The following is an 11,847-nucleotide window of genomic DNA, read 5'->3' as shown; positions in this document are numbered from 1 at the left end:
CCTGTCACGCCAGCGCGACCGCGTGCATCTCGCGATGAACGTTCCCCACCCCACTGCCCGGGCCGCACCGCCGTGGAGCCTGCGATGAGCGACACGATCCACGCATGGATCGGCGCGATCGGCGCGCATCCGCTGCTCGTGCTGGCGATCGTGTTCGTGACCGCTTGCGCGGAGGCGATTGCGCTGGTCGGCACGGTCGTGCCGGCCGGCGCCGTGATGTTCGCGGCCGGCGCGCTGATCGGCGCGGGCGCGCTCGACGGGTGGACGACGATCGGCGTCGCGGCCGTCGGCGCCGTGGTCGGCGACGGGATCAGCTACGAGTTCGGGCGGCGCTACGGCGGGAAGATCCGCAACCTGTGGGCGCGCTTCGGCTACGCGGCCGCCTACGCGCGCGGCGAGGAGTTCGTGCTGCGTCACGGCATGAAGAGCATCGTGCTCGCGCGTTTCCTCGCGCCGGTGCGCGCGGTCGTGCCGGTCGTCGTCGGCTGCGCGACGCTGCCGCGCCGGTCGTTCTATCCGGTCAACGTCGTCTCGGCACTCGTGTGGGCGCCCGTACACGTCGCGCCGGGCATCCTGTTCGGCGCGTCCGCCGCACTGGCCGCGGCGATCAGTGTGCGGGTCGCCGTGATCCTGCTGGTCGTCGCCGCGCTGGTCGCGCTCGTGTGGATCGGTGTGCGCGTCGCGCTGCGGCGCGGCTGGCCGCTACTGCACCGCGCGACCGTCGCGGCCATGCACGCGTGTGCACGCCGCTGGCCGCGGTTCGGCGCACGGCTGAACGACGCGATCGCGCGCGTGCGCCGCCTGCCGGGCACGGTGCCCGTGCTCGCGCTGCTGTTCGTCGGCTGCGTGTGGCTGTTCGCGGGCCTCGTGCAGGATGTCGTCGCGAACGATCCGCTGATGCACGCGGACATCGCGCTTTACGCGTTCCTGCAGAACCTGCGCACGCCGCCGGTGGACGCCGTGTTGCGCGCGCTTGCCGTGCTGCACGGGCACGATACGGGGCTGATCGTCGCGGCCGCGTTTCTCGTCTGGCTGCTGATCCATCGCTGCTGGCTGACGGCCGCGTGGTGGCTTGCGACGGTCGGCATCGCCGTCGTGCTCGTGCCGGTGTTCGGCGCGGGCGTGCCCGGCGCGACGCCCGCGAGCCTGCCGCCCGGCGCGCCGCACGTGCCGCTGCCCGATGCCGAAGCCGCGTTCGCGATCCTCGCGAGCAGCGGCCTCGGCTGGGCGCTGACGCGCGACCGGCCCGCGCTGTGGCGCATTCCGGTCGTGACGGCGGTCGTGCTGTGGGTCGTGCTCGGCGGCTTCGCGCGGCTGTATGTCGGCGACACATGGCTGTCGGGTTTGCTCGGCGGCTGGAGCCTCGGGCTGGCCTGGTTCGCGTTGCTCGCCGGCGCCTATGCGTACTGGCGCGTGCGCGAGCATGTGCAGCCGAGAGGCGCGCTCGTCGCGGTGGTCGTGGTGCTCGCGACGGCCGGCGTATGGACGGTTCCCGCGCAATGGCAGCTCGATCGCGCGTCGCGCCCGCATGTCGGCGACGTGGTCGCGATGACCGTCGATCAGTGGATGCGCGGCGGGTGGCAGCGCGTGCCGACGCGGCGCACCGAGATCGGCGGCGATCGCGAGGAATACCTGCCGCTGCAATGGAGCGCGACGTCGGACACGCTCGACCGGCATCTCGCGCAGGCCGGCTGGCAGCGCGCGACGCCGTGGTCGCCGGCCACCGCGCTGCGCTGGCTGTTGCCGCAGGCGCCGGCCGACGCACTGCCCGTGCTGCCGCGCTACACGCACGGCGAAAGCACGCGCCGCGTGTTCGTCCACGTCGATCCGGGCCGCCCGGAAAGCCGCCTCGTGCTGCGGCTGTGGCGTTATCCGTACGTGTTGCAGGACGCGCTCGGCATGCGGCCGCTGTGGTACGGCGCGCTGTATCGCGAGACGCTGCACCGGCCGGCGGGGCTGATGACGATCGTGCGCACGACGCCGATCGACGATGCGGCGGCAATCGCGCAGGCGCTGGCGGTCGAGCCGACGATCGAGCATCCGCCGGCGGAGATGAGTGCCGCGCCGGCCGAGATGCTGCTCGTATGGATGGTCAGGCCGTGAGCGGGCCGTGCGCCGCTTATGCGTGCGCCGGCTGCGCGGGGACGACGGACAGACGCAGGCCGACGGTCTTGAGCACCGCGAGCAGGGTTTTCAGCGTCGGGTTGCCGTTGGGGGACAGCGTGCGATACAGCGATTCGCGGCTGATGCCGGCTTCGGCCGCGACGGCGCCGAGCCCGCCGTATGCTTCGGCGACCGTGCGCAGCGCGAGCAGGCCGGCCGCGCGGTTGTCGGGATCGTCGAGCGATTCCATAGCGACCTGCAGATAGGCCACCGCGAGTTCGCGGTCGGCGCCGAGTTCGGCGACTTCCGCGTCGTGGTGCGATACCGCGCCTTTGAGCTTGTTCACATTTGCCTCCGTTTCCAGTTTGACCAGTGTTCCCTTGCGCGCTTGATGTCGTCGGGTTGACTGCCCTTGTCACCGCCGGACAGCAGCAGCACCAGTGCGCTGCCGTGCCGGCCGAAGTACACGCGATAGCCGGCGCCGACGTGGACGCGCAGTTCGATCACGCCTTCGCCGACAGGCACGCAATCGCCGAAGTTGCCTGCCTGCACGCGGCGCAGGCGTTCGCGAATCCGTGCCTGGGCGAACTTGTCGCGCACGGCGTTCAGCCATTCGGTGAAAGGCTCGCGACCATCGTCGCGCTGATAGCGAAGCAGTTCGAACTTGGATAGCATTGTAACTTATAAGCTACAAAAAGAGGTGATGGAAACGAGGCGGTCGTGCGGTCTGCCAACGGTGTTAGCCGGGGGGCGGTGCGTGCGTTGCACATCGCCGATTGCCGGATCGGGGCGGTGCCCAACGCAAGGGCGCTGTGGCCGGAGCGCATGCGGCGTCTTCAAGGTTCGGGATTTCAGGCAGCGAAACCGGCTTCCCGGACGACGATCATTCTTTCATCCGGGGGGGGACGGCGGCGATTCGGCCGAATGGCCTGTGTCGATGGCGCGATGACGGGGCACGCGCCGTGGGCGGGGTATCGGGGGGAGTGACGTGAGCGGCAAACCTGCCGGTGCATTGCGCGACCGGTGGGCCGACAGGTGTTCCCGCGTTACGGCTTCGCGGGCGCGGCGCTCGCGACCTTGTCGAGCGCGGCCGGAAGATACGTGTCGAGCTGCGCGGTCACCGATTCGTAGAAGTCGATCGGCTTGCCCCATGCGTCGGGCACGTCGAGGTGCTTCCCGGTCGCGTATTCGGCGAGCGTGAACACCTTGCCGGCGGCCGACGGATAAAGCGCGAGCACCTTTTCCTTGTGCTTGTCGGTCATCGTCAGGATCACGTCGGAATGCTTGACGTCGTTCGCGTTCAACTGCACCGAGCGGTGCGCGGACGTGTCGAGGCCGCGCCGCTTCATCAGGATCACGCCGTTTTCCTCGGGCTTTTCGTCGTACGGATCCTCGTCGACCGCACGCGAGATCACCGCGACATGCGCGTGGCGCTGCGCGATCAACTGGCCGGCGATCGCTTCGGCCATCACGCTGCGCCCGGTGTTGCCCGTGTCGACGAACGCGACCTTCTTCGGTTCGTCGGCGAACGCCGACGTCGCGCACTGGATGCCGACGCAACAGAGCAGCGCCAGCGCGTTGAGTGTGTGGCTTCTTTTCATGATGTCTCCGCCAGGGTGGGGTGTTGTCGCCCCGGCGGCGCGCCGAGGCTCGGGGGAGATCATGACGGTCGCCGGTGACGGAAAAAAATAAACGACCGGTTTTTGCAAGACGGCGTCGCTTCGTTGCAAGCGGGCGTGGCGGTCGCGCACGCGCCGTCCGGCCGCCCGGGGCAGCCGTGCACCGCTGCCCCGTTCGCCGCGCGTCACTGGCTCGTCGTCACGGCGTCGCGGCGACGCGTTCCGACGCAAACCCCGCCAGCGTCCGCAACGCGTCCCGCGCCGACCGCAGGTAAAACGCCTGCAAATGAAACACATGCCAGCGCGCCGCATGAATCTCCAGCCGGCACGGCACGCCGCACGCGGTCGCGTGATGCGCGAGCCGCTGCGCATCCGACAGCAGCACCTCCTGGTCGCCGGCCTGGACCAGCATCGGCGGCAGGCCGCGCAGGTCGGTGTCGAGCGGGCCGCGCGCCGCGGCCGAGCCGGCGCCGTGATACCAGCGCAGCCCCTGTTCGAGCCAGCCGCGACGGATCATCGGATCGTCATGGCGGCGCGACGCCAGCGTCGCGCCGCCGAGCGCGGGGTCGGTCACGGGCGAGATCAGCAGCAGCGCGGCGGCGGCCGGCTCGCCGCGCTCGCGCAGCGCGATGGCGAGCGCCAGTGCCAGCGCGCCGCCGGCCGAATCGCCGGCGATGACGATCCGGTGCGGCGCATGACCCTGCGCGCGCATCGCGTCATACACGGCCAGCGCGTCGTCGAGCGCGGCAGGGCTCGGATGCTCGGGGGCGAGCCGGTAATCGGGCACCCACACCGGCAGGCCGGCGTCGTGCGCGAGCCGCGTCGTCACGCCGCGATGCGTATGCGCTCCGCCGAGACAGAAAGCGCCGCCGTGCAGATAGAGGATCGCGCCGCCCGCATCGCCGCGTTTCGGCGCGACCACTTCGACCGGCACGCGGTGCGCGGACGTGCGGTAGCGCAGCGTGCCGCCCGCGCCGGGCATCAGCGGCGACAGCAGCGCGACGACGCGGCGCTGCACGCGCGCGCTGAACGGCGGCCCGATCAGCGGCCGGAATGCCACGCGCAGGAAGCCGCGCAGCGACGCGGCGGCGAGCGCCTCCAGCCCGCCGGCGGGTGGCGCGACCACCACGCCATGAGTCGGCGCGGCGGGCCCGGGCAGCGGATGCGTGAAGCGGTACGCGGACAGCCCGGTGAAGCGCGTGAGCCACCGGTAGGTCAGCGTGAAGCCTGGCCAGTTCGTGCTGTTGCGCCCCGACGCATCGACGTACCAGCTCTGGCAACTGCTCCACACCGAACCGTCGAGCCGCTGCTGCACGTGCGCGTTGAAGCGCCGGTAGCGGCGCGCGTCGACATCGATCGCGCTCGCGCCGCCGCGCCGCATCGCGCGCACGCAGCGCATCACGTGCGCGATCTGGCTCTCGAGCATGTAGACGATCGAGTTGTGACCGAGGTTGGTGTTCGGGCCGTACAGCATGAAGAAGTTCGGAAAGCCGGGCACGGTGAGCCCGAGGTACGCCTGCGCGCCGCGTCGCCATGCGTCGTTCAGGTCGAGCCCGTCGCGGCCCGTGATGCGCATCGGCGACAGGAACCGGGTCGCCGCGAACCCCGTGCCGTAGATGATCGCGTCGACCGGATGGTGCGCGCCGTCGACGGTCTCGATCCCGTCCTCGGTCACGCGCCGGATCCGTTGCGTGACGAGCTCGACGTTGTCGCGGCTCATTGCGGCGAGGTAGTCGCTCGACAGCAGGATGCGCTTGCAGCCGATCGGGTAGTCGGGCGTGAGCCGCGCGCGCAGCGCGGCGTCCGGCACGTCGCGCGCGAGCAGTTTGCGGAACGGCCGACCGACCGCGATATCCATCAGCCCGTGCAGGCGCGTGAATGCGATCGCGCGCGCTTCGTAGCGCAGGTAGATCGACGCGCGATGCAGCTTCATCGCCCACGGCAGCCGGCGAAACAGCGTCTTCTCCCATGGGCGATACGCGCGGTCGGGGCGCGGCATCACATAGGCCGGCGAACGCTGGAACACGACCAGGCGCTGCACGTCGTTGGCAATCGCCGGGACGAACTGGATCGCCGACGCGCCGGTGCCGACCACGGCCACGCGCTTGCCGGCGAGCGGATAGTCGTGATCCCAGTGCGCGGAGTGGAATGCGCGGCCGCGAAACGTGTCGATGCCGGGCAGGTCGGGCATCGCGGGGCGGCTCAACTGGCCGGTGCCGCTGACGAGCACGGCGGCGCTCAGCGTCGTGCCGTCGGCGAGCGTGACGCGCCACAGCGCATCGGCTTCGTCGTACCGCGCGCGCTCGACTTCGGCGCCGAAGCGCAGATGGCGCGCGAGACCGTACTTGCGCGCGCAATGCTGCAGGTACGCATGGATTTCAGGCTGCGGCGCGAATACGCGCGACCAGGCCGGATTGGGTTCGAACGAGAACGAGTACAGGTGCGAGGGCACGTCGCATGCGGCGCCCGGGTAGCTGTTGTCGCGCCATACGCCGCCAACGTCGTGCGAGCGTTCGACGATCACGAAATCGTGGATGCCGGCGCGTTGCAGCGCGATCGCCATGCCGATGCCGGCGAAGCCGGCGCCGATGATGATCGCCGCAAGCGGCGCGGCGGATTCGGTCAGGCGGGAAGCATCAGGCGACGACATGGCGGGTTTCCTCCGGCTGGATGGCATCGTGCGCGGTGCACGACGCAAGAACCGTGTCGCGATCCATCGCTGCGCCGGCGGTCCCGGCGTGCGGCCGCGCGGACGTGCGGCAAACGCCGCGGATCAGGTCGACGGCCTTCTCGGCGATCATGACGGTCGGCGCATTGGTATTGCCGCCGATGAGCGTCGGCATGACCGACGCATCGACGATGCGCAGCCCTTGCAGGTCGCGCACGCGCAGTTGCGGATCGACGACGGCGAGCGCGTCGTGTCCCATCCGGCACGTGCCGACCGGGTGATACACGGTGTCGGTGCGCCGGCGCAGCACATCGCGGATCTCGTCGTCGGTCGTGACGTTCGCGGCGAACAGGTCGCGGGTGATCCAGGCGGCGAGCGCCGGCGCTTCCATCAGCCGGCGCGTGAGCCGGAAGCCCGCGACCATGTCGTCGAGGTCGCGCGGATCGTCGAAGAACGCGGGGTCGATGCGCGGCGCCGCGAGCGGATCGGTGCCGTGCAGCGTCACCGAGCCACGGCTGCGCGGCCGCAGCAGGCACACGTGGCACGACAGCCCGTGGCCGGCATGCAGCTTGCGCGCATGATCGTCGACGAGCGCGACGACGAAGTGCAGCTGGATATCCGGCGCGTCGAGGCCGGCGCGCGTCTTCAGGAAGCCGCCGCCTTCCGCGAAATTCGACGTCAGCATCCCGCGCCGTTCGCGGCGAAAGCGCGCGAGCTCGCGCAGCATGCGCAGGCCGCCGCGTGCGGACACGCCCATCGTGTCGACGCTGTGCGAGCGGTAGCCGAGGATGAAATCCGGATGATCCTGCAGGTTGCGGCCGACGCCGGGCAGGTCGGCGTGCACCGTGATGCCGAGCCGCTGGAGTTCGCGGCCGGGGCCGACGCCCGACAGCATCAGCAACTGCGGCGTCTGCAGTGCGCCGGCCGCGAGCACGACTTCCCGCCGCGCGCGCAGCGTGCGGACTTCGCCGTGCTGCCGCACTTCGACGCCGACGGCGCGCGTGCCGTCGAACAGGATGCGCAGCACCTGCGCGTGCGTCTCGACCGTCAGGTTGTCGCGGCGGCCGACGTGCGGCAACAGGTACGCGCGCGCCGCGCTCCACCGTTCGCCGTGCTTCTGCGTGACCTGGTAGATGCCGACGCCTTCCTGCTGCGCGCCGTTGAAGTCGTCGGTGAGCGGCAGGCCGGCCTGTTGCGCGGCTTCCAGATAGCGCGCATGGAACGGGTTGCCGGTGCGCAGGTCGCTGACCCACAGCGGACCGTCGCGGCCGTGCCACGCATCGTCGAAGCGTTCGTTGTGCTCGCTCAGGCGGAAGTACGGCAGCACGTCGTCGTACGCCCAGCCCTCGTTGCCGAGCGCGGCCCAGCCGTCGTAGTCGACGCGATGGCCGCGGATGTAGACCATCGCGTTGATCGCGGACGAACCGCCCAGCCCCTTGCCGCGCGGCTGGTAGCCGATGCGCCCGCCGAGCCCCGGCTGCGGCGCCGTGTCGAATGCCCAGTTGTTCACGCGGGTCGGCAGCATCGCGACCGCGCCGGTCGGCACGTTGACGATCGCGCCGTCGCCGCGGCCGCCGGCCTCGAGCACGCAGACGGTCACGGCCGGGTCCTCGGTCAGTCGCCCTGCGACGACGCACCCGCCCGAACCGCCGCCGACGACGATGTAGTCGAAAGTCTTGCTCATGGATCGTTTCCTGATGGTCGATGGATCAAGCGCTGCGCGTCGGTACGCGGTCGCGGGCGCAGGCTTCGCGCTGGCGTTCGCAGCGGGCTGCGGGATCGGTCGGGCGACTCGGTCGCATGGTGTCTCCTCCGGGGGGGCGATGGCGTCGTTCGGACGACGACTGGATGACGCCGATGGTGCTGGTCGCGTGGGAAAACACCAATGCTGCTTCGGGACAATTGTTTTAGTATTTGGGCCAAATCGGCGCTTCGAGGGTTTCTCCGCATGAGCTTCTGGGACTTCACCCGGAGTCCGGCCAGCGCCCGGCTGCTGGTCGATTTCGGCGACGAGCGCGGCGTGCCGCACACGACCCTGCTGGCCGGCACAGGGCTCGCGGATGCGCAGCTCGACGATCCGAAAGTCGAGGTGACGGCCGCGCAGGAGCTGCGGCTGACCGGCAACCTGCTGCGTGCGCTCGGGCGCGCGCCGGGCCTCGGGTTCGAGGTTGGCCTGCGCTACCACTTCTCCGCGTACGGGGTGTGGGGCTACGGGCTGATCGCCAGCGCGACCGGGCGCGACGCACTGGCGCTGGCGATGCGCTTCCTGCCGCTCACGTATGCGTTCACCGTCATCACGTACCGCGAGGAACCCGACACGGGCGTGCTCAATTTCGGCGCGCCGGAACTCGACGGCGACCTGAGCCGGTTCCTCGTCGAACGCGACATGACGGCCGCGGCCGTGCTGCTGCAGGAAATCGGCAGCGGCGATTTCGCGTTGTCGCGCTTCACGCTGCAGGCCGCGCGCGCGCCGTTGCTACCCGCACCCCGCATCGCCGGCATCGAACCGGCTTTCTCGGCGCGCTCGAACAGCCTCGCATTCGACCGCGCGTTTCTCGACCGGCCGCTGCCGCACGCGAATCCGCTGACGGTGTCGATGTGCGAGCAGATGTGCGGCCAGCTGGTCGAAACGCGGCGCGCGCGGGTGGGCACGTCGGAGATGGTGCGCCAGTACCTGAGCTCGACGCCCGGCGCCGCGCCGTTCTCGCTGGAGGACATGGCGCGGCTGATGAACACGAGCCCGCGCACGCTCAAGCGCCGGCTCCAGGAGGAAGGCACGACGTTTCGCGCACTGCTCGCGCAGGCGCGCGGCGCGATGGCCGAGACGCTGCTCGGCGATGCGCGCCTGTCGCTCGCGGAAGTGGCCGAGCGGCTCGGCTTCAGCGACCTGTCGAGTTTCTCGCAGGCGTTCAAGCGCTGGTACGGCGTGCCGCCGGGCGCGTATCGCAGCGCGGCGCAACGGGACGGCAGCCAATCTTGAATCGCGGTACGATCGATTGCTTTCCTGCCGACATCCCCCTGACGAGAGAACCCGCATGATCACGCTTCGCCCGATGACCGAGGACGATTTCCCGCGCTTCTGGCCGACCTACCGCGCCATCGTCGCTGCTCAGGAAACCTACGCATTCGATCCCGCGCCGGCACCCGAAGCGGCGCGCGCGCTCTGGCTCGACGCGCCGCTCTGCACGTGGATCGCCGAACAGGATGGCGTGCTGCTCGGCTCGTACTATCTGAAGGCGAACGCGGCCGGGCCCGGCAATCACGTGTGCAACTGCGGCTACATGGTGAGCGACGCCGCGCGCGGCCGCGGCGTCGCGCGCCTGATGTGCGAGCACTCGCAGCAGGTCGCGCGCGAGCGCGGTTTCCTCGCGATGCAGTTCAATTCGGTGGTCGCGACGAACGAGGTCGCGGTCGCGCTGTGGCAGAAGCTGGGATTCGAAATCGTCGGCCGCCTGCCGCGCGCCTACCGTCACGCACGGCTCGGGTTCGTCGATTGCCTCGTGATGTTCAAGTGGCTCGGCGACACCGCTGCCGCCGAAGCCTGAGCACGCAGCCGCTTCGTCAGACGGCGAACGCGCCGTCGAACACGATCCGCTCGTCGAGCGCGAGCGTGCCGCGCGCGAAGATCAGGTCGAGATGGTGGCTGCCGTTTTCGCCGCCGCCGAGCCCGAGATGCAGGCCCGGATGGCGTTCCTCGAACCCCGCGTTGCGGCCGTACAGGCCCCGGATCCCGAGGTTCGTGCCGATGCCGAATTCCTCGATCCGCCGGTGATTCGCGTGCCGGTCGAGATAGGTCGAGAAATCGCGCCGGAAGCCCGGATCGTCGCTGTCGAAATCGACGATCGTGCTGCGTTCGACATGCAGCGTCGCGAGCCGCTCGGCCACCTTGTACTTGATCGCGAACGGCACGGTGCCGAGAAACGTGCCGCTGAACACGACCGAGCCGCTGAGGTCGGTGACGTGCGTCGCGATCTCGCCGGGCACGACGTCGAGATTGCCCATCCCGTCCACGCTCGTCCATTTCTGGTCCGGCGCGAGCGAGCCCGTCAGCGTGTTGCCGGCTTCGTCGATGAAGCGGATGTGCGATGCGCGCGCGGCCGCGTCGATCAGCCGGCCGTTGCGCGCGGCGATGTCGTCGAGCGATTCGGCGAAGGCCTCGTCGAGGTGCGGGCCGTAATCCTTGAACAGTACCGACTTGCTCCAGTGCTCGACGATCGCGGGGCGGATCGCGGCGAGGAACGGTGGCCCGCTCGGCGACGGCGTCGGCAGGCACGACGAGTCGTACAGCAGCACGAACAGGTCGGCGGCATTGAGCGCGGCGGCGATGTCGGCGGGTGGGGTGGTTTCGAGGCAGACGGTGGTCGCGTCGAGCGAATCGGGCAGGGCGGAAAACGCGCGCAACGCGATGTCGCGGTTGCGGATGTCATAGCCGACCAGCAGTTTTCCCGTATCGCCGCGCGCAAGCTTGTCGCGCAGCGCGGGGTGAAAGCCGAGCGCGCGGTGCAGGTTCAGCATGCGTGTCTCCGGAGGCGGCGGAAGGGCGGATGCCCTTCCGCGAGAACGGGTGGCCCGCTCAGACCGGCCAGAGCGCGGTGCCGAACGGCACCACGGCGTCCTCGACCATCATATCGATGGCCTCGGGGTGCGTATCTTCCTGCATCCAGTCAAGCAATTCGATCTGCTGGGTTTCCTGCATGTCAATTCTCCTGTGGTGAACATGAGTGATTCAACATGAAAGCGCGGCGAATGGATTGCCGCCACTCATCCGCTATTTCGTGAATACCGGATGAGTGGCGTCGATATTAGTCTGATGATTTAGCGAAGGCAATGCACTGCAAGGTTTTTAGCCGAGGGGTGCTAAACATCGGACGTGCGCGATCCGGCGCGGCAAAGGAAGCAGATAACGCGAATCGCGCAGGTACCCAAGGAGGCCGCTGCCCGCATCAACCGAGCAGCGCTTTCCCGAGCGGCTTGGCCGGCTCGGATCGGAGTACCAGCGAAGTCGTGACCGCGCCGAAGCGGGCAATCGCGTCGACGATGGTTTCCAGTTGCTCCGGTGTCGGCACCCGTACCTTCAGCAGGAAGCAATCCTCGCCGGTCATGCGGTGGACTTCGATGACATGCGGCATGTCGGCGAACGCGCTCAGGGCGGGCTTGATGTGTTCGTGCGTCGTTCTCAGCCGGATGATGGCCATCATCCCCAGCCCCAGTGCCGCCGGATCGATCCGCGCGCCGTAGCCCGTGATGACGCCGCGCTCTTCCAGGCGTTTGACGCGCTCCGAGGTCGCGGGCTGCGACAGTCCGATCTGCCGGCCCACTTCGGAGAGCGGCATCCGCGCGTTTTCCTGCAGGGCTTCGAGGATGGCGATATCCAGGCGATCGAGCTCTCCGTTCGGCATTGCTGCGCTCCTGTTCCGTTAAGTCATCGGCATTTTGTCTCAATAACCGATGACTTGC

General features: G+C 69.5%; 11 protein-coding genes. 3 read left to right on the top strand and 8 right to left on the bottom strand.

Annotated features, from left to right (window positions below; genetic code table 11):
* Positions 1-84: 84 nt before the first annotated feature.
* Entirely contained in the window at positions 85-2,103 is a 2,019-nt protein-coding gene (locus tag CUJ89_RS29300; RefSeq protein ID WP_114181619.1) for a VTT domain-containing protein, read from the top strand.
* Between the two features lie 16 nt (positions 2,104-2,119).
* On the opposite strand, the gene CUJ89_RS29295 is transcribed toward CUJ89_RS29300, so the two are convergent.
* The 5 genes from CUJ89_RS29295 to CUJ89_RS29275 all read right to left on the bottom strand — a co-directional run bounded on the left by CUJ89_RS29295 (position 2,120) and on the right by CUJ89_RS29275 (position 8,074).
* A complete protein-coding gene (locus tag CUJ89_RS29295; protein ID WP_114180774.1) occupies positions 2,120-2,449 on the bottom strand; it encodes a DNA-binding protein in 330 nt (109 codons plus the stop codon).
* On the bottom strand, positions 2,446-2,778 hold the full coding sequence (locus CUJ89_RS29290; RefSeq protein ID WP_114180773.1) for a type II toxin-antitoxin system RelE/ParE family toxin: 333 nt from the start codon (positions 2,776-2,778) through the stop codon (positions 2,446-2,448). Before CUJ89_RS29290 ends, CUJ89_RS29295 begins: the two co-directional genes overlap by 4 nt.
* Before the next feature lie 371 nt (positions 2,779-3,149).
* Positions 3,150-3,704 carry a protein tyrosine phosphatase gene (locus CUJ89_RS29285; protein WP_114180772.1) on the bottom strand — a complete coding sequence of 185 codons (555 nt, stop codon included), beginning with the start codon at positions 3,702-3,704 and terminating at the stop codon, positions 3,150-3,152.
* 217 nt (positions 3,705-3,921) lie between these two features.
* Positions 3,922-6,372 carry a flavin-containing monooxygenase gene (locus tag CUJ89_RS29280; RefSeq protein WP_114180771.1) on the bottom strand — a complete coding sequence of 817 codons (2,451 nt, stop codon included), beginning with the start codon at positions 6,370-6,372 and terminating at the stop codon, positions 3,922-3,924.
* Positions 6,359-8,074 (bottom strand): GMC family oxidoreductase, encoded by a 1,716-nt coding sequence (locus CUJ89_RS29275; protein ID WP_114180770.1) that lies wholly within the window; start codon positions 8,072-8,074, stop codon positions 6,359-6,361. The genes CUJ89_RS29280 and CUJ89_RS29275 overlap by 14 nt, the downstream gene beginning before the upstream one ends.
* Before the next feature lie 264 nt (positions 8,075-8,338).
* On the opposite strand from CUJ89_RS29275, the gene CUJ89_RS29270 reads away from it, so the two are divergent.
* A complete protein-coding gene (locus CUJ89_RS29270; protein WP_114180769.1) occupies positions 8,339-9,370 on the top strand; it encodes an AraC family transcriptional regulator in 1,032 nt (343 codons plus the stop codon).
* A gap of 55 nt (positions 9,371-9,425) precedes the next feature.
* Entirely contained in the window at positions 9,426-9,935 is a 510-nt protein-coding gene (locus CUJ89_RS29265) for a GNAT family N-acetyltransferase (RefSeq protein ID WP_114180768.1), read from the top strand.
* A gap of 16 nt (positions 9,936-9,951) precedes the next feature.
* Here the strand turns inward: CUJ89_RS29265 and CUJ89_RS29260 are convergent, their stop codons facing one another.
* The 3 genes from CUJ89_RS29260 to CUJ89_RS29255 form a co-directional block, all read right to left on the bottom strand.
* Positions 9,952-10,905 carry a leucyl aminopeptidase gene (locus tag CUJ89_RS29260; protein ID WP_114180767.1) on the bottom strand — a complete coding sequence of 318 codons (954 nt, stop codon included), beginning with the start codon at positions 10,903-10,905 and terminating at the stop codon, positions 9,952-9,954.
* A 58-nt stretch (positions 10,906-10,963) separates the two neighbouring features.
* A complete protein-coding gene (locus CUJ89_RS38895) occupies positions 10,964-11,086 on the bottom strand; it encodes a hypothetical protein (protein WP_265341766.1) in 123 nt (40 codons plus the stop codon).
* A 247-nt stretch (positions 11,087-11,333) separates the two neighbouring features.
* Positions 11,334-11,789 (bottom strand): Lrp/AsnC family transcriptional regulator, encoded by a 456-nt coding sequence (locus CUJ89_RS29255; protein WP_114180766.1) that lies wholly within the window; start codon positions 11,787-11,789, stop codon positions 11,334-11,336.
* Between the last annotated feature and the right edge of the window lie 58 nt (positions 11,790-11,847).

It is taken from the genome of Burkholderia pyrrocinia (assembly GCF_003330765.1).
GTDB lineage: Bacteria > Pseudomonadota > Gammaproteobacteria > Burkholderiales > Burkholderiaceae > Burkholderia > Burkholderia pyrrocinia_B.
This window is presented reverse-complemented; position numbering and strand designations above follow the sequence as displayed.